Origin of the sequence: Mesorhizobium sp. M0140, assembly GCF_040322475.1 — a bacterium.
In the GTDB taxonomy this organism is placed as follows: Bacteria; Pseudomonadota; Alphaproteobacteria; order Rhizobiales; family Rhizobiaceae; genus Mesorhizobium.
In genome coordinates, this window is the sequence record NZ_JAMYTM010000021.1 from 113,660 (window position 1) to 131,717 (window position 18,058).

General features: G+C 63.8%; 17 protein-coding genes. 6 read left to right on the forward strand and 11 right to left on the reverse strand.

Annotation, left to right across the window (positions count from 1 at the left end; all coding sequences use genetic code 11):
* The first annotated feature begins 62 nt into the window (after positions 1–62).
* The 3 genes from NKJ37_RS21095 to NKJ37_RS21105 all read left to right on the forward strand — a co-directional run bounded on the left by NKJ37_RS21095 (position 63) and on the right by NKJ37_RS21105 (position 3,857).
* On the forward strand, positions 63–1,019 hold the full coding sequence (locus NKJ37_RS21095; RefSeq protein WP_027035580.1) for a LysR substrate-binding domain-containing protein: 957 nt from the start codon (positions 63–65) through the stop codon (positions 1,017–1,019).
* Between the two features lie 83 nt (positions 1,020–1,102).
* Positions 1,103–2,734: an exodeoxyribonuclease VII large subunit gene (gene xseA, locus NKJ37_RS21100; protein WP_352774891.1), complete on the forward strand. Its 1,632-nt coding sequence runs from the start codon at positions 1,103–1,105 to the stop codon at positions 2,732–2,734.
* Between the two features lie 4 nt (positions 2,735–2,738).
* Positions 2,739–3,857: a DmpA family aminopeptidase gene (locus NKJ37_RS21105; protein WP_352440708.1), complete on the forward strand. Its 1,119-nt coding sequence runs from the start codon at positions 2,739–2,741 to the stop codon at positions 3,855–3,857.
* A gap of 53 nt (positions 3,858–3,910) precedes the next feature.
* Here the strand turns inward: NKJ37_RS21105 and NKJ37_RS21110 are convergent, their stop codons facing one another.
* From NKJ37_RS21110 to ehuR, 11 genes are all read right to left on the reverse strand, one after another.
* A complete protein-coding gene (locus NKJ37_RS21110) occupies positions 3,911–4,231 on the reverse strand; it encodes a hypothetical protein (RefSeq protein WP_245273059.1) in 321 nt (106 codons plus the stop codon).
* Positions 4,232–4,635: 404 nt separating this feature from the next.
* Complete coding sequence (gene doeB, locus NKJ37_RS21115) at positions 4,636–5,634, reverse strand: N(2)-acetyl-L-2,4-diaminobutanoate deacetylase DoeB (protein WP_352774893.1); 999 nt, start codon at positions 5,632–5,634, stop codon at positions 4,636–4,638.
* A 5-nt stretch (positions 5,635–5,639) separates the two neighbouring features.
* On the reverse strand, positions 5,640–6,818 hold the full coding sequence (gene doeA, locus NKJ37_RS21120; RefSeq protein ID WP_352774895.1) for an ectoine hydrolase DoeA: 1,179 nt from the start codon (positions 6,816–6,818) through the stop codon (positions 5,640–5,642).
* A gap of 38 nt (positions 6,819–6,856) precedes the next feature.
* Positions 6,857–7,849, reverse strand: coding sequence for an ectoine utilization protein EutC (eutC, locus tag NKJ37_RS21125; RefSeq protein ID WP_352774897.1), 993 nt, complete (start codon positions 7,847–7,849; stop codon positions 6,857–6,859).
* Between the two features lie 232 nt (positions 7,850–8,081).
* Positions 8,082–9,074: a hydroxyectoine utilization dehydratase EutB gene (gene eutB, locus NKJ37_RS21130; protein WP_352628363.1), complete on the reverse strand. Its 993-nt coding sequence runs from the start codon at positions 9,072–9,074 to the stop codon at positions 8,082–8,084.
* A gap of 186 nt (positions 9,075–9,260) precedes the next feature.
* Positions 9,261–10,037, reverse strand: coding sequence for an ectoine utilization protein EutA (gene eutA, locus NKJ37_RS21135; RefSeq protein ID WP_128302585.1), 777 nt, complete (start codon positions 10,035–10,037; stop codon positions 9,261–9,263).
* Between the two features lie 3 nt (positions 10,038–10,040).
* Entirely contained in the window at positions 10,041–10,700 is a 660-nt protein-coding gene (gene ehuD, locus NKJ37_RS21140) for an ectoine/hydroxyectoine ABC transporter permease subunit EhuD (protein ID WP_023809046.1), read from the reverse strand.
* Positions 10,700–11,359 (reverse strand): ectoine/hydroxyectoine ABC transporter permease subunit EhuC, encoded by a 660-nt coding sequence (gene ehuC / locus NKJ37_RS21145; protein WP_352774900.1) that lies wholly within the window; start codon positions 11,357–11,359, stop codon positions 10,700–10,702. The genes ehuD and ehuC overlap by 1 nt, the downstream gene beginning before the upstream one ends.
* A 172-nt stretch (positions 11,360–11,531) precedes the next feature.
* Positions 11,532–12,383, reverse strand: a complete 852-nt coding sequence (gene ehuB, locus NKJ37_RS21150) for an ectoine/hydroxyectoine ABC transporter substrate-binding protein EhuB (RefSeq protein ID WP_023809048.1) — start codon at positions 12,381–12,383, stop codon at positions 11,532–11,534.
* A gap of 87 nt (positions 12,384–12,470) precedes the next feature.
* Positions 12,471–13,256 (reverse strand): ectoine/hydroxyectoine ABC transporter ATP-binding protein EhuA, encoded by a 786-nt coding sequence (ehuA, locus tag NKJ37_RS21155; protein WP_127292802.1) that lies wholly within the window; start codon positions 13,254–13,256, stop codon positions 12,471–12,473.
* Between the two features lie 125 nt (positions 13,257–13,381).
* Positions 13,382–14,767: a MocR-like ectoine utilization transcription factor EhuR gene (gene ehuR / locus NKJ37_RS21160; RefSeq protein ID WP_352774902.1), complete on the reverse strand. Its 1,386-nt coding sequence runs from the start codon at positions 14,765–14,767 to the stop codon at positions 13,382–13,384.
* An 81-nt stretch (positions 14,768–14,848) separates the two neighbouring features.
* On the opposite strand from ehuR, the gene NKJ37_RS21165 reads away from it, so the two are divergent.
* The 3 genes from NKJ37_RS21165 to NKJ37_RS21175 all read left to right on the forward strand — a co-directional run.
* Positions 14,849–15,340 (forward strand): Lrp/AsnC family transcriptional regulator, encoded by a 492-nt coding sequence (locus tag NKJ37_RS21165; protein ID WP_023809051.1) that lies wholly within the window; start codon positions 14,849–14,851, stop codon positions 15,338–15,340.
* A 130-nt stretch (positions 15,341–15,470) separates the two neighbouring features.
* Positions 15,471–16,964: an NAD-dependent succinate-semialdehyde dehydrogenase gene (locus tag NKJ37_RS21170; RefSeq protein WP_352774903.1), complete on the forward strand. Its 1,494-nt coding sequence runs from the start codon at positions 15,471–15,473 to the stop codon at positions 16,962–16,964.
* 38 nt (positions 16,965–17,002) lie between these two features.
* Positions 17,003–18,058 (forward strand): aminotransferase class III-fold pyridoxal phosphate-dependent enzyme (locus tag NKJ37_RS21175; protein ID WP_352774905.1); only part of this gene is annotated, 1,056 nt, incomplete at its 3' end.

The window sequence follows — 18,058 nt, forward strand, 5'->3', positions numbered from 1 at the left end:
GATTGATTAATCCAACGAATGTTTCTAATCTTTACCATCAACACTAGTGATGGATCATGTCGATGAAATCGCCGCTCGATCTCGATCAATTGCAGACCTTCATCTCGATCGCCGATACCGGCAGCTTCACCAGGGCGGCCGAAGAGGTGCACCGGACCCAGTCGGCGGTTTCGATGCAGATGCGCCGTCTGGAGGAGCGGCTCGGCAAGCCGCTGTTCGAAAAGGACGGGCGCACCAACAGGCTGACCGAGGAAGGCGACAAGCTGCTCTCCTATGCGCGGCGGCTGCTCTATCTCAACCGTGAGACGCTGGCTGCCTTCGATGACCGGCGGCTCGAAGGCACGATCCGCATCGGCACGCCCGACGACTATGCCGATCGTTTCCTGCCCGAGATCATGGCGCGGTTCACGCGCTCCAATCCGCGCGTCGAACTGACCGTCATCTGCGAGCCGACGCCGGGCCTGGTCGAGCATATCAAGCGCGGCAATCTCGACCTCGCGCTGGTGACTCACAACGACGTACGCGGCCAGTCGGAGGTGGTGCGGCGCGAACCGCTGCTGTGGGTCACCTCGGCCAACCATGCGACGCATGAGCAGGAAACGCTGCCGATGGCCTTTGGCCGGCCGAACTGCATCTGGCGGCGCGCCGCCGTCGATGTGCTCGACCAGCAGAACCGCGACTATCGCATCCTGTTCACCAGTTTCTCGGCCACCGTCATCACCGCCGCGGTGCTTTCCGGGCTGGCGATCTCGGTGCTGCCGGAATGCGCGCTGCGGCCCGGCATGCGGGTGCTGAGCGAAGCCGACGGCTTCGGCGCCCTGCCCGATTGCCGCATCGGTATCATGCGCGGCCAGACGTCGCGGCCGGAGATCGTCGATGCGCTCGCCCGCCATATTTCGGAAAGCCTGGACAATATCTCCGTCCCGGTCGGCGAAGACCCCGGGACATTCGATTTCGCAGCACTCGCCTTCACCAAGCTGCGGCGAACCAAGCCGAACCAGATTCTGCCCGGCTGGTAGGCAGGGTCAGGTATGCGGGTTATGAACGGCTGGCCCGACGCAACCGCCTTGACGCGGGCGCCCAACCGTTCCCCAATCGGCCGATGAGCGAAGCAGCATCCGAATCACGCACCAACGCCGCCGAATATACGGTGAGCGAGATTTCCGGCGCGCTGAAGCGCACGGTCGAGGACGTTTTCGGCAATGTGCGGGTGCGTGGCGAAATATCAGGCTATCGCGGGCCGCATTCCTCAGGTCATGCCTATTTCGCGCTGAAGGACGACCGCGCCCGGCTCGACGCCGTGGTGTGGAAAGGCACGATGAGCCGGCTGAAATTCCGTCCCGAAGAGGGCATGGAGGTGATCGCCACCGGTAAGCTCACCACCTATCCCGGCAAGTCCAACTACCAGATCGTCATCGACAATCTGGAGCCTGCCGGCGCCGGCGCGCTGATGGCGCTGCTGGAGGAGCGCAAGCGGCGGCTACAGGCCGAGGGGCTGTTCGATGCCGGCCGCAAGCGGTTGCTGCCATTCATGCCGCGCATCATCGGCGTCGTCACCTCGCCGACAGGATCCGTCATCCGAGACATCATCCACCGCATCAAGGACCGCTTTCCGCTGCACATCCTGGTCTGGCCGGTGCGTGTTCAGGGCGAGATGTCAGGCGCGGAAGTGACTGCTGCGGTCAACGGCTTCAACGCGCTGGCATGGGATGGCGCCATCCAGCGTCCCGATCTGTTGATCGTGGCGCGTGGCGGCGGCAGCCTCGAAGACCTCTGGGGCTTCAACGACGAGGCGCTCGCCCGCGCGGTTGCCGCTTCCGGCATTCCGGTGATCTCGGCTGTCGGCCACGAGACCGACTGGACGCTGATCGACCTCGTTGCCGATGTGCGGGCGCCGACGCCGACGGGTGCGGCCGAAATCGCTGTGCCGGTGAAGGCGGACCTTGAAGCAACGCTTGCCAGCCTCGGTGCGCGGCTGAAAGCGGCGGTCCTGCGCAATTTCGAGCGCAAACGGCAGGCTGCTCGTGCGGCGGCCCGCGCACTGCCTTCGCCCGACCAATTGCTGGCGCTGCCGCGCCGACGCCTCGATGAGGCGACATCCAGGCTCGGCCGGGGCCTGTTGGTCTCCACCGAACGTAAGCGTGCAAGGTTTTTTGCCGTAAAGCTGACACCGGCAATGCTGTCGCAGCGCATTGCCGAGGCGCGGCGCACCAACGAACGCAATCTTTTGCGAGCAAAAGGGGCATTGCGAACGTTGGCAAGAGCCCGGCGTGCGGAGCTTAACCGAGCGGCGGATCAATTGCCAAAATGTGCCAGGGCATCGCTGCAGCGGCACAAGCAGCAATTGACCATGCTGCAAGGCCGCATCACGATCGAGCCGACGGCACGGCGGCAACGCGTGCAGAGGGATTTGCTGACAGCTTTGACAAGACGCGGCACGCAAGCAGTGGTGCTCAGGCTGGAGCGCCTGCGCGGCCGCGTCGTCCAGGCCGACAGGCTGATGGCAACACTGTCGCACAAGGCCGTCCTGGCGCGCGGCTTTGCGCTGGTGAGGGATGCGGATGGCGCGGTGATCAAGCAGGCTGCCGATGTGGCGTCGGGAATGGCGCTTTCGCTCGAGTTCGCCGACGGCACCGCCGATGCGGTGGCGATCAGCGGCACGGCAAAACCGAAAGCCGTGGCCAAGCCGGCGGCCAAGGCCAAAGAGCCTGGCAATCAGGGATCCCTGTTCTGACACCATGACCGACAATCCGCATCATCTGACAACGCCCTCAGGCAAACCGCGCGCGCGGAATTTCGGCATCGGCTTCGACGGGCGGCCCGGACCGTTCAATGCGATCACCGACGTGCCCGGCGTGGCTGTCGGCTATGCGACGCTGATCTCGGGCGATGGCGCGCTTGTCGTCGGCGGGGGACCAGTGCGCACCGGCGTGACCGCGATCCTGCCCAGGCCGCTCGCCGACCTCGCCACGCCGGTCTTCGCCGGCATCTTCAGCCAGAACGGAAACGGCGAACTGACCGGCTCGCACATCGTCGAGGAAACCGGGGCTTTCAACTTCCCGATCACCATCACCAACACGCATTCCTGCGGTGTTTCACGCGACGGCACGCTGCGCTGGATGCAAAGCGTGCTGCCGGCAGCGCTCGACAGCGGCTGGGGGCTGCCGGTGGCGGCGGAGACCTATGACGGCTTCCTCAACGACATCAACGGTCACCATTTGACGTCAGCGCATGTTGCGCAGGCCCTCGACGGCGCCGCCGGCGGACCGATCGAGGAAGGCAGCGTCGGCGGCGGTACCGGCATGATCACTTTCGGCTTCAAGGCCGGCTCCGGCACCGCATCGCGCATCGTCGAATGGCACGGCCGTGCCTACACCGTCGGCGCCTTCGTGCAGTCTAATTTTGGAAAACGGCGCAATATCACCATTCGCGGCCTGCGCGTCGGGCCGGAACTCGTCGAGCCGGCGGTCCGCGAAGGCACACCGCGTGCTGAAAAGGGCTCGATCATTGCCGTCGTCGCCACCGACGCACCGTTCCTGCCGCATCAGATGAAGCGGCTGGCCCGCCGGGTGCCGCTCGGCGTCGCCATGACCGGCGGCTTCGGCTATCACAGCTCAGGCGACATTTTTATCGCCTTCTCAACCGCCAATGCGAGCGCAGCGCTGGCGCCCTCCGGCCGCATCGCCAGCGCCAATTTTATTCCGGACACCGATATCGATCCGTTTTTCGATGCGGTGATCCAGACCGTGGAGGAAGCAATCCTCAACGCGGTGGTTGCCAACGACGATATGACCGGACGCGACGGAAATTTCGTGCCGGCGCTGCCGAAGGCGTGGCTGAAGGAGAAGTTTGGCTGAAGACAAAAACGCGGGCCAGAAGCCCGCGCTGGAACAACGTCGCCGCTATGCGATCATTCCGCGGCTTTTCCGGGGGGCTGCTGGCTTTCCTCGGCCTCGGCGGCTTCCTCAAGCCGGGATGCGATAAGTTCCTGGATATCGCCGACTTCTTCCTGGATGTCCTCCAGCGGGATGCCGACCTCGGCCGCCTCGGCGGCGCACTCCTTGGCCAGGGTTTCGGCCTGCTTGTCGATCCTTGCCTGGGAGGACTGGCAATGGACCTTTTCGCCGATCCATCCCCGCAAGAATTCGATGGCGTGTTCACTCATACTGCTGTTCCCTGGCGGCAAAGCCGGTTGGTAATCATAAACGTCGACATCCCGCAAAGGATGCATGTCCCCATTCCAGCCGAGTCGCGGTCGGCCGGCAAGCCAATGCCGTCCAAGGTCCACAGAGCCATAGGAAATCGAGGGGTCAAGAGCATTTTCTGATTCTGGAGGAGTCGGTACCGTTGGCTAGGTCACGCCCAGCGCTGCGCCACTGTTTCTATTTGCTTTTTTCCGGTTTCCGAGCCGATTTCCGTCACAATAGATGGCGCAACATACTACACATTCACAGTTGCTTCGAGGTGTGGCCCTCGAGCGCGCGGGTCGAAGCCGCCGCTATATAGTGACATCCTCCTGCAATGTCGACTCCGCTCGCCATGCTGCTTCTTTCCGCCGCGCCGAAGGCTCCGCAACGGACCAAGAGCAAGTGACGATGGACGCGAACGGGGTGGAGCAAGCCTCGGCGGAATCGCTCAGACGGGCACAGCCACCACCGCCGCGCAGTCGCCGGCCTTGACCAGCCCGGGGAAATGCCGCGCCGCCAGCATGCCCGACATTTTTGCCTGGATCTCCTGCGGGGCGATGCCGGTGCGGCCGGTGGAATGGATGCGCGCCAGCACCGCGCCCTTTTCGACGGGTTCACCGAGATCGACCATGGTTTCGATCATGCCGTCATCTTCGGCGAAGGAGAAACAATCGCCCGATGGCATATCCAACCACTGGGTTGAGGTCTTCTCCACCGCACCGGCGACAATGCCGGCGTGGCGCAGCACGTTGAGAATGCCGTGCCGCGCGATCCGCACGGTTTGCGCGCGCGACGTGCCGCCGCCGCCAAGCTCGGTGCTGACGAAGACCTTGCCCATCTCCTCGGCTGCCGTGTCATACATGCCGATGGCGTCGATTTCGATCATGCGCATCGAGAACGGGGCGGCGAAGGCTGCGACCGCGTCGAAGGCTTTCTGTTCCAGCGCCTTGTCGGGCAAGGTGTGCGCGGCGCAGAACGGCACGAAGTCCAGCGTCTTGCCGCCGGAATGGAAGTCGAACACGATGTCGGCGCGGGGGAGCAGCTCACGCTGGAAATAGTCGGCGATCTTTTCGGTCACCGTTCCGTCCGGCCGGCCGGGAAAGCTGCGGTTCATGTTGCCCTTGTCGATCGGCGAGGTGCGCTTGCCGGCACGGAAGGCCGGATAGTTCATTGCCGGCACGATGATCACCGTGCCGCTGACATCTTTCGGGTCGAGCGTGCGGGCGAGATCGTAAAGGGCCAGCGGTCCCTCATACTCATCGCCATGGTTGCCCCCGGTCAGCAGCGCTGCCGGCCCGTTGCCGTTGCGGATGACGCAGATCGGGATCATCACCGAGCCCCACGCGGAATCGTCGCGGCTGTAGGGCAAGCGCAGGAAACCGTGCTGGATGCCGTCGCGGTCGAAATCGACGGTCGGCGCGATCGGCGACGGGCGGATACTGGACATCGGGCTCAATCCTTCACCACCAGCTTGCGCGGCACATTGGCCAGGCACTCTACACCGGTTTCGATGATCAGGATGGACTCGGTGATCTCCAGTCCCATCGTTTCCAGCCACAGGCCGGTCATGAAATGGAAGGTCATGCCGGGCCTGAGCTCGGTGCGGTCGCCGGGGCGCAGGCTCATCGTGCGTTCGCCCCAGTCCGGCGGATAGGACAGGCCGATCGAATAGCCGGTGCGGTTGTCCTTGATGATGCCGTATCGCTTGAGGACACCGAAGAAGGCGTTGGCAATGTCCTCGCAGGCGTTGCCGGGTTTCGCCGCGGCCAGCCCCGCTTCCATGCCTTCCAGCGTCGCCTTCTCGGCATCGAGGAATTCCTGCGTCGGCTTGCCGAGGAAGACGGTGCGCGACAGCGGGCAGTGATAGCGGTTGTAGCAGCCGGCAATCTCGAAGAAGGTGCCCTCGCCCCGCTTCATCGGTCTGTCGTCCCAGGTCAGATGCGGCGCCGAGGCATCGGCACCCGACGGCAGCAGCGGCACGATCGCCGGATAGTCACCGCCGATACCGTCGACGCCGCGCGTGCCGGCATCGTAGATTTCGGCGACGAGATCGCATTTGCGCATGCCGACCTCGATCTTGTCGAAGATGCGCTGGTGCATCGCTTCGACGATGCGGGCCGCCTTGCGCATATAGTCGATCTCGGTCGGGCTCTTCACCGCACGCTGCCAGTTGACCAGCGCGGTGGCATCGACAAAGCGGGCATTGGGCAAATGCTTCTGCAGCGACGCAAAGGCGGCCGCCGAGAACCAGTAATTGTCCATTTCGACGCCGACTGTCAGCTTGCCCCAGCCGCGATCCGCAAGCACGCTCGCCAAAAAATCCATCGGGTGGCGCTCGGTCGACTGCACATAGTGGTCGGCGTAGCCGACGATATTGTCGTGCGCGAGATAGGCGGTGCGCTTGGCGCCGTTGGCGTCCTGGCCGCGCCCGTACCAGACCGGTTCGCCCGATGGCGGCACGATGACGGCCTGATGCACATAAAACGACCAGCCGTCATAGCCGGTCAGCCAGGCCATGTTGGAAGGATCGCTGATAACAAGAAGATCGACGCCCTTCACCTCCATGGCTTTGCGCGTTTTGGCGAGACGATCCGCAAATTCGCCGCGCGAGAATTTCAGATTCGGTTGCATTGTTCTTAGTCCTCGTTTGTTGGGCCTTGCGGCCGGTATCAGCTTTCGAAAATGGTTCCCGCCTTCACCACCCGCGCGCGATCTCGAGCGAGCGTGGCGATCGCCGTGTCCTGGACGCCAGTGCCGGTGAGGTCGGCGATGGTGATGTCGCTGGCCGAGCGCCTCCCGTGACGCTTGCCGGCTATGACCTGACCGAGCTCGGCGACCTCCGTGTCGGCGGCCATAACGCCCGCCGCGATGGCATGATGCAGCTCACCCAGCCGCCGCGTCTGGCGGGCGCTGTCGGCGACATAGAGATCGGCCATGCGCAGGATTGCCGGCGCGATCTCGTTCTTATGTTCGGCGTCGGAGCCCATCGCGGTGATGTGCTGCCCTGCGGAAACGAATCCGGCCTTGATCAGCGGCTCGGTCGAAGGCGTCGTCGTGACGATGATGTCGGCGCCGACAACCGCGTTTGCCGCGTCGGGCTCGGCACGCACGAGAATGCCGAGCTTTTCGCGCAAGGCTCCGGCTGTCGCCTCGGCCTTTGCCGCATCGCGTGCCCAGATGCGCGCCTCGGCAATCGGCCGTACCAGCATGAGAGCTTCCAATTGCAACCCGGCCTGGACGCCGGCGCCGAAGATCGCGGCGACAGACGAATCCGGCCGCGACAGATGTTTGGCCGCGACCGCGCCAGCAGCGGCCGTGCGGACGTCGGTGAGATAGCCATTGTCGAGCAACAGCGCCTCGACCAGGCCGGTCTTGGCTGACAGCAGCACCATCATGCCGTTGACGCTGGGCAGGCCGAGCTTCGGATTGTCGAAGAAGCCGGGGCTGATCTTGATGGCGAAACCGTCAATGCCCGGCACATAGGCGGTCTTCACGTCGACCTCGCCGCGATGCTCGAGAATGTCGAGCCGCAGGATCGGCGGCATCGCCACCGGCAGGGTAGCGAGCGCGCGGAAAGCGTTTTCAATGCAGGCGACGGCATCGAGATCGAGTGTCACGATCGCCCGCAATTCTTTCTCGGTAAGGATGGTCATCCGGCTCATGCGGCGCGCTCCGGAGTGGCAAGCTCTGCAAAGGACAGCGTTCTGTCACACCCCCCTCTGTCCTGCCGGACATCTCCCCCGCAAGGGGGGAGATTGGACTTCATCTTTGCCTTCGCCAATCTCAGACGCCGCAAGAAAAGCGGCAGCATCGAAGCTGCCGATCTCCCCCCTTGCGGGGGAGATGTCCGGCAGGACAGAGGGGGGTGTGAAGAAACTCGGCGTGAAAGACGTTTCATCCGGCGCGACCCGCATTTATCGAAGTGTCACCGCAGACGATTTTCCGATGCAGCTCCATATCAATGTTTCGGCCAGAAAGAAGCACAACCACCGGCCCGTTCGCCGTAATCTTGCCGGCGAGCAGTGCGGCGATGCCGACCGCGCCGGCGCCCTCGACGATCTCGCGCTCCTGCGCATAGGCGTGGCGGATGCCGGCGGCGATCTCGTCTTCGCTGAGCAGGACGACATCGTCGAGCAGGTCGCGGCACATGGCGAAGGTCAGCCGGTTGTCGAGGCCGATGCCACCACCGAGCGAATCCGCCAGCGTCGGCAATTCTTCCACCAGCACCGGCTGGCCCGCATCGAGGCTGGCCTTCATCGCCGCGCCACGCGCCATCGAGACACCGACGACTTTTGTCCGGGGGCTGACGCCTTTGATGGCTGTAGCAACCCCTGATGCGAGCCCACCGCCGGAGATCTGGGCCAGAACGAGGGCGGCATCCGGGACCTGCTCGATCATCTCAAGCCCGAGCGTGCCTTGCCCGGCGATAATGTCGGGATGGTCGAAGGGCGGCAGCATAACCAGCCCCTCTTGCGCCACCAGCCGATCGACCTCCTGCTGGGCATCGTCCTGGCTGTCGCCGACGATGCGGACTTCCGCGCCAAGCCGGCGGATCTCGTCGAGCTTGTTGCCGGGCACCAGGCGCGACATGCAGATTACGGCGCGCATGCCCTCAAGCTTCGCCGCATGCGCCAGCGCGCGGCCGTGATTGCCGGTCGAGGCCGCGACCACGCCCCGCGCCTTCTGTTCGGCGTTCAACGAGGCGACGGCGTTCGAGGCGCCACGCAGCTTGAAGCTGCCGGTGGTCTGGCGATGCTCGAGCTTGAGGTGAACGGGGACGCCGAACTGTTCCGAGAGGCTGTGGGACAAGACGGTTGGCGTGCGCTCGACTTTACCAGCGATACGCTCACGGGCGGTACGGATGTCGGTGAGAATGACGGCGGGCATCACGAAACGCCCCCCTCTGGCCTGCCGGCCATCTCCCCCTCAAGGGGGGAGATTAGCGGCTGCAACACCTTCGCCAATTGTCGATGTTGCAGGAAGAGCGGTGACGCATGAACTGCCAATCTCCCCCCTTGAGGGGGAGATAGCCGGCAGGCCAGAGGGGGGTGCTCGCTCACACTGGACATAATCTTACTGAACCAAGGGCAACGTCATCAGCCGCCCGAACTCAGGATGCGGCGCCTCATCCCCGCACAATCTCAGGCAGTTCCAGGCGGTCGCCTGGTTGCTGGTCACCACGGGACGTCCAATAGAATTTTCCATGCCGGTGACCGCGAGGGCGCTACGCAGCGCCGTGCAGGACACGAACAGCGCATCGGCGCTGGCGTCGGTCGCTTCACGCGCCAGGTCGACAAGCGTTGCCGGTGCGATGCGTGCCATCTCGCGGTCGTCCTCGAAGCCGAGGCAGGTGAAGCTGACGATCTCGAAGCCGCGCGCGGCGAAATAGGCGGCCATCGGCCTGGATGTCTCGACCGTGTAGGGAGTGAGAATGCTGATCTTGTTTGCGCCCAGAGCACGCAGCCCGCGCACGCCCGCCATCGGCGGTGTGACCACCGGCACGCCGGGCTTTGCGACCTGGATCGCCGCCTCGATCTCGGCATCGCCGATCACCACCGAGGCCGAAGTGCAGGAATAGCAGATGGCATCGAGCTTCTCGTCCGGCAGGATCAGGGCCGCGCCCGCCGTCAGCGCCGGCTGCATCTTGCGCAGGTTTTCAGGCGTCGTCGGGTTGGCATAGGGAATGCGCGCGACATAGACGCCGACCCGCTCGCCCGCCACCATGCGGCGGAAATCCGGTTCGCTGGTATGGTCGGTGGCCAGGATAATCAGGCCGACGCGCCGCTCCAGCGGGCGAGCATCCAGCGCCGGCCGCTTCGGATAGACCTTGATCTCGGGCAAGGGTTTCATCGGCTACCTCTCGATCTTGCCGTAGCGGCGTTCCAGCCAGCGCAGCAGCATGACCGAAAACAGACTGATGACCAGGAAGAAGGCACCGACCAGCGTGATCGGTTCGATATAGCGATAGTAGGTGTTGGCGACGCTTTTGGCCTGGTTCATCAGCTCCAGCACAGTGATCGCCGACAGCAGCGGCGTTTCCTTGAACATGGCGATGAAATAATTGGCGAGCGCCGGTATCATCGGCGGGATAGCCTGCGGAATGATGATGTTGGTCCAGGTCTGCGTGGCGCTCAGATTGCACGCCTTGGCCGCTTCCCACTGGCCGCGCGGCACATTGTCGATGCCGGCGCGATAAACTTCCGCCGTGTAGGTGCCGTAGTGCAGCCCGAGGCCGATGACACCGGCTACCAGCGGCGGCAGCAGGATGCCGATGTCGGGCAGCACGTAGAAAATGAAATAGAGCTGCACCAGCAGCGGCGTGCCACGGATGAATTCAGCCGCCCAGCCGACCGTGCGCGACAGCGCCTTGTTGGGCGAGCGGCGCGCAAGCGCAATGCCAAGCCCGACGATCGCCGCCAGCACCGAGCCGAGCAGCGTCGCCAGGATGGTGATCTTCACCCCTTGGATCAGCGTCGGCATGATTTCCCAGACGAAATTCCAATCCCATTCCATCAGGTACGCACCCCATCGAGGCCGCGCGCCATGCGGCGTTCCAGCGAGCGCACGCCCCACGAGATGAGCAGGGCGAGGATGAAGTAGATGATCAGGATGGTGGTGAACGGCACCAGGGTGTTGCCGGTCTGGGCGCGCACCACCTGCGCCTGGAAGGTCAGGTCGGTGAGCGAGATCAGCGACACCACGGCGGTCGCCTTGAGCAATTCGATGGCGTTGTTGCCGAAAGTCGGCAGCATCACCAGCAGCGCCTGCGGCAGGATGATGTGGCGCATGCCTTGCCAGCGGCCGAGATTGAGCGCTGTGCAGGCCTCATACTGTTCGCGGCCGATCGACTGGATGGCGCCACGCACCACTTCGGCGGCATAGGCGCCGACATTGAGGCCGAGCGCCAGCACGCCGGCCTGCAACGGGGTCAGCGAAATGCCGATGAAGGGCAGCACGAAATAGGCCCAGAACAACTGCACGAAGATCGAGGTGCCGCGGAAGAATTCGATGTAGGCGGTAGCCAGCGCGCGCAGCACGAAGAAACGCGACAGCCGCCCCATTCCGGCAAGAAAGGCCATGAACAGCGCAAGCACCGACCCCATCAGCGTCAGCTCGATGGTGACAAGCGCTCCCTGCAATATCAGGCCGAAATAGCCGGACCACTGGGTCATCTAATGTACTGTTCCACCTGGACGTTTGGTCGAAGCCCCTCACCCGGCCTCCGCTACGCTCGGCCGACCTCTCCCCGGCGGGGAGAGGAGACCACCAGCGTCGGCGCCAGCCACCTTCTCCCCAGCGGGGAGAAGGTGGCCCGAAGGGCCGGATGAGGAGGTCTTCCTTACTTCACTTCGCCGCGCAGAGCTTGTCGCGGCTGGTCGACATCGCGGCCGCCGCCGAGAAGCCGTAGGGCTCGATGATCTTGGCGAACTCGCCTGATTTCTTCATCTTGGCCAGTTCTACGTCGAAGGCGTCGCGCAGTGCCTCGTCGCCCTTCTTGAAGGCGGCGCCGTCGCAATAGACCGGTGCGCCCTGCACCGGAGCGATGACTTCGAGGTTCGGATCGTTGGCCTTCTTGACCAGATCATTGATCGACAGGACGGGCAGCGAATAAGCGTCGATGCGGCCATCCTGAAGCATCTTCACGCCGCTCTGGCCATCCGGCACGACGATGACGCGATCGCGTGGCACGCCGGCATTGAGCGCGAGCTTCTCCTCGGTGCCGCCGCCCGGCGCACCGATGGTCGCAGTCGTATCCTTGGCGACATCCTCATAGCTCTTGAAGCCCTTCGGATTGCCCTTCTTCACCAACATCGCCTCGGCATCGCAAAGCACCGGCTCGGAATAGACGACGGCGGCGCAGCGCTCCGGCTTCATGAACAGGCCCGCGGTGACGACATCGAAGCGACCGGCCTGCAGGCCGGGGATCATGGCGCCATATTCAGAGATCGAAGCAGCGACGTCGGCGACGCCGAGCCGCTTGAATATCTCGCGGGCCACATCAGGCGCGGCACCCGAAACCTTGCCGTCGGCGGCGACCGCCGTATAGGGCGGCTCGTTGGCGATGGCGAGGCGGGCGAAACCTTGCGCCTTGAGCTGTTCGAGCTTGCTGTCATCGGCCGAACCCACGTTCGAGGCGGCCAGCACCGCCGCCAACGCAAGGCTGGCGACGCCAGCCAGAATGCCAAGTTTTTTCATTGTTCCCAACTCCTTGTTTCTTGTCTAGCTTTGTTACGGGGCGGCTCTCGCCACCTCGGGACGACTTCGTCGCCTTGGGCATTGCGGTCAGACGCGATGTCCGGCCGCGATGATCTTCTTCAGGAAGCCTTGCGTGCGCTCCTGCTTGGGATTGCGGAAAATCTCGTCGGGCTTGCCCTCCTCGACGATCCTGCCACGATCGAAGAACAGCACCCGGTCGGCGAAATCATGGGCAAAGCCCATCTCGTGGGTGACCAGCAGCATGGTCATGTCGGTCTCGGCGGCAAGCTTGCGCATGACGTTCATCACCTCCTCGACCAGCTCCGGATCGAGCGCCGACGTCACCTCGTCGAACAGCATGATCTTTGGCGACAGCGCCAGCGCCCGGGCGATCGCCACGCGCTGCTTCTGGCCACCGGACAACTGCGCCGGCATGCTCTTGGCCTTGTCGGCCATGCCGACCATTTCGAGCAGTTCCATCGCCCGCTTTTCGGCGGCGGCACGCGGCGTGCCCTTGGTCAGCATCGGCGCCAACGTGACATTGTCCATGACGCATTTGTGCGGGAACAGATTGAACAGCTGGAAGACCATGCCGATCTTCTGGCGCATCCTTGTCAGATGCCGCTCATCGGCGGACAGCAACTGTCCGTTGCGCTCCATGTGGTAGAGTTGCTCGCCGTCGATCTGGATATGACCGCCATCGATACGCTCCAGTGTCATCAGGATGCGCAGAATTGTCGTCTTGCCCGAGCCCGACGGGCCGATCAGTGCCAGCTTTTCGCCAGGCATGACCTGCATCGACAGGCCGTCCAGCACTTTGAAAGTGCCGAAGCTTTTTGAAATGGCGTCGATCTTGATGATGGGCGTGGGCACTGCAGTTCCCCGTCCTGGAGAGGTCTATGCCCTTAAGGATGCGGAACGCGCCAAATCATGTCAATTGAGAAAATAATATCATGACAATTATTTCTGATTCCGCACAATTTCCGAGCAACCCCAGCCTAGATAGCGAGCAGCAGGTGTTCCGGATCGCCAAGCAGCAGCTTGGTGACAACGCCGAGGCCGGCGCGCAGTTCCCCCTCGGTGGTCGAACCCAGCGAGATACGCACCGCCGGATGCCACGGCGCAGCCGAAATACGGAAGGACGTGCCGGGTGCAATCGCCACACCCTGCAGGCGAGCCTGGGCGACAAAGCTTTCCTCGGCCCGGTCGGCCGGCAGTTGCAGCCAGACATGCAACCCGTCGCGCCGGGCGCGATAGTCGACCCCCGCCAGCACTTGCGCTGCAATATTCTGCCGGTGCCGCAAAGCCGCGCGCTGCCAGTGGACAAGCTCCATCGCCGTGCCGTCGGTCACCCATTTTGTGGCGATCTCGGCCACCAGCGGCGTCGCCATCCAGTTCGAAACCAGATGCCGGTTGGCGACGGCGGCGACATAGCGGTCGGGTGCGACGAGATAGCCGATGCGCAGCCCGGGCACGGTGATCTTGGTGAAGGAGGTGACGTAGAGCGTGCGCTCCGGCGCGAACGCGGCAACCGGCGGCGGCCGGTCTTCGACCAGCGGACCGAGCACATCGTTCTCGATGATGGCGATGTCGTGCTTACGCGCAACCGCCGCGATCTGCTCGCGCCGCGCTGCATCCATCAGAGTCGCCGTCGGGTTTATCACCGAGGGCTGCACGAAGACCGCGCGGATGTCGGAAAGCCGGCAGGCTTCGTCCAGCGCTTCCGGGATCAGGCCGTTGTCGTCGATCGGCAGGCCTTCCAGGTTGAAGCCGAGATAGCGTGCCAACGGCACCAGCGTATGGTGGCCGATCGCCTCGGTGGCGACCGTCGAGCCCGGCGGAGCGACGCTCATCAGCGCCACGGTCATGCCGGCGGTGGCGCCGTTGGTCAGGCTGACGTTCTGCGGGGATGCATCGAGGCCGCACAGTTTCAGCCATTCGACGGCGACGGCCCGGTGGCGCGGAAACACCATGTTGGGCCGGAACGAAAGTGCCGAACTCGACGGCAGGTTCTCGGCCAGCCAGCCCAGTGCCTGTTTCAGCCGCTCCAGATGCATCGGCTCACAAACCGGTTTCAGGATCGACAGGTCGATGACTTCGCCGAGCCGCTCCGGCAAATAGGGCGGCTCCGGCTCGCGGCGCTGCGTCTGGACGAAGCTGCCGCGGCCGATCTCGCCCGAAATCAGGCCACGCCGAATCAGTTCCTCATAGGCGCGGCTGACCGTCTGCACCGAAAGCTTGAGGTCGTCGGCCAGCCTGCGATGGGTCGGCAGCCGCGCGCCATTGGCGAGGCGCCCGTCATGGATGGCGCGCGCGAACTGGTCGGCCAGCGATTGATAGGCCGGGCGCCGGATGAGCGCGGGATCGGGTTGCCACAATGTCATGACTTATTAGAGATCGAAATCAGTGCAATTGACAATCGAAATAATGCGCCGTCATGGTACTCGGACGAAAAGTGAGCTCTGATGACATCCGCGAAACTCGACCCGATCGACCTGAAAATCCTCGACGCCATCCAGCGCGACGGACGCATCACCAAGTTGGCGCTGGCCGAGCAGGTCGGCCTGTCGCCGACGCCGTGCTGGATGCGGCTGCGCAAGCTGGAGAAGGCCGGCATCGTCTCGGGCTATCACGCCAGGATCGCCATGCGCGTCGTCGCACCCGTTGCCACCGTGCTGATGGAGGTGACGCTGGCAAACCACCGCCAGGCCGATTTCGACCGCTTCGAGCGCGTCATCCGCGATGTTCCCGAGATCGTCGCCTGCTGGTCTGTCGGCGGCGGCGTCGACTATGTGGTGAAGGTGATGGCGCGCGACATCGACGCCTATCAGCGGCTGGTCGATGGCTTGCTCGAACGCGAAATCGGCATCGACCGCTACTTCACCTACATCGTCACCAAGACGGTGAAGGACGAGATCGCGCTGCCCATAGCCGACCTGCTGCCGGCGTCGGCTTAAGGCCGGAGAGATCATCTGTTGGGGCGGGACAAAAGAGAGAGTCTCTCTCCTTCGAGGCATCCAAACAGCCTCTCTATCTGCATCGGGCGGATAGTCTTCCCGCATCAGTCCGAACCGGGAGGCTTTGACCATGTCCGCGCATTTCGCCCGCTCGCATCGCCATGAAGCGCTCGACCGCCTGACCGACCGCCGGCTGCTGCGTGAACTCGCCTATGTCGATGGCCACTGGACGGCAAGCGAAGCCGCTGAAAGCTTCGAGATCACCGATCCGGCCACCGGCACGACTGTCGCTTTCGTCGCCGCGCTAGATGCACGGCAGACGACAAAGGCGATCGATGCCGCCGCACGCTCCTTTCCGGCATGGCGGTCGCTGTTGCCGCAGGAGCGCTCCAAAATCCTGCGCAAATGGTTCGAGTTGATCATCGGCGCCAAGGATGATCTGGCTCTGCTGATGACGCTGGAACAGGGCAAGCCGCTGCAGGAATCGCTGGGCGAGATCGACTACGCCGCCTCTTTCATCGAGTGGTATGCCGAGGAAGCAAAACGCCTGAACGCCGAGAGCGTCACCAGCCATCTGCCGAACGCCGAAATGATCGTGCGGCGCGAGCCGCTCGGTGTCGTCGGCATCGTCACGCCGTGGAACTTTCCGTCGGCGATGCTGACCCGCAAGGCTGCGGCAGCCCTTGCCGCCGGCTGCACCATCGTTGCGCATCCGTCCTCGGAAACACCGCTGTCGGCGCTGGCGCTGGCCGAACTCGGTGAGCGCGCCGGCCTGCCCGCAGGCGCCTTCAACATCGTCACCGGCAAGGCTTCGACCATCGTCGGGCGGATGTGCGAAGACCCGCGCGTTCGCGCCATGAGCTTTACCGGCTCGACCGAGATCGGCCGGCTGATCGCCGCGCAGAGTGCTGCGACCATGAAGCGGCTGGTGATGGAGCTTGGCGGCCATGCCCCGCTGATCGTCTTTGCCGATGCCGATCTGGACAAAGCGGTTGATATCGCCATCGACGCCAAATTCGCCACGTCGGGCCAGGACTGCCTCGCCGCCAACCGCATTTACGTCCAGCGTCCGATCTACGATCGGTTCTGCGCCGCCTTCGCCAAGCGCATCGAGACGCTGCGGACCGGCAATGGCCTTGCAGATGACATTGACATCGGGCCACTGATGCATAAGCGCGCCATCAAGAAGGTGGAAGAGCAGGTCGCAGACGCGCTGACCCATGGCGCGCGCTGCCTCACCGGCGGCAAGCGACATCAGGCTGGCCCCCTGTTCTACCAGCCGACACTGCTGGCCGATGTTTCCGACGAGGCGCTGATCATGCGCGAGGAGACGTTTGGCCCGGTTGCCGCCGTGACGCCGTTCGACAGCGAGGATGAAGTGATTGCCCGCGCCAACGCCACCGAGTATGGCCTCGTCGCCTATGTCGTAACGGAGAATGGTGGCCGGCAGCAGCGCATGGGCCGCGCGCTCGACTACGGCATGGTCGCCATCAACCGCGTCAAGATCACCGGCGCGCCGATCCCGTTCGGCGGCGTCAAGCAATCGGGCATCGGGCGCGAAGGCTCGCGCCACGGACTCGAGGCTTTCACCGATCTCAAATATCTCTGCCTCGATGTAGCTTAAGCTGCACCGGAATCACCCTTTTGTCAGGAGTTAAAAGAATGCTCGACCAGTCCAACGAACTCGCCGCCTGGGATCGCGACCACTTCTTCCATCCCTCGACGCATATGGGCACGCATGCGCGGGGCGAAAGCCCGACGCGCATCATGGCCGGCGGCGAAGGCGTCACCGTCTGGGACAACAATGGCAGGAAGAGCCTCGATGCCTTCGCCGGCCTCTATTGCGTCAATGTCGGCTACGGCCGCCAGAAGATCGCCGACGCCATCGCCGCCCAGGCGAAGAACCTCGCCTACTACCACGCCTATGTCGGCCACGGCACCGAAGCCTCGATCACGCTCGCCAAGATGATCATCGACCGCGCGCCGCAAGGCATGTCGAGGGTCTATTTCGGCCTCTCAGGCTCGGATGCCAACGAAACCAACATCAAACTGATCTGGTACTACAACAACGTGCTCGGCCGGCCGGAGAAGAAGAAGATCATCTCGCGCTGGCGCGGCTATCACGGCTCGGGCGTGATGACGGGATCGCTGACCGGGCTCGACCTGTTCCACAACGCCTTCGACCTGCCGCGCGCGCCGATCCTGCACACCGAGGCGCCTTATTATTTCCGCCGCGCCGACCGCTCGATGAGCGAGGAGCAATTTTCGCAGCATTGCGCCGACAAGCTCGAGGAGATGATCCTGGCTGAGGGCCCGGAAACGGTCGCTGCCTTCATCGGCGAGCCGATCCTGGGCACCGGCGGCATCGTGCCGCCGCCGGCCTTCTATTGGGAAAAGATCCAGGCGGTGCTTAAGAAGTACGATGTGCTGCTGGTCGCCGACGAAGTGGTGACGGGCTTCGGCCGGCTGGGCACCATGTTCGGCTCCGACCACTACGGCATCAAGCCGGACCTGATCACCATCGCCAAGGGCCTGACCTCGGCCTATGCGCCGCTGTCGGGCGTCATCGTCGCGGACAAGATGTGGCAGGTGCTGGTTGAAGGCTCCGACAAACTCGGTTCGCTCGGCCATGGCTGGACCTATTCCGCGCATCCGATCTGCGTTGCCGCCGGCGTCGCCAATCTCGAACTGATCGACGAGATGGATCTTGTGACCAAT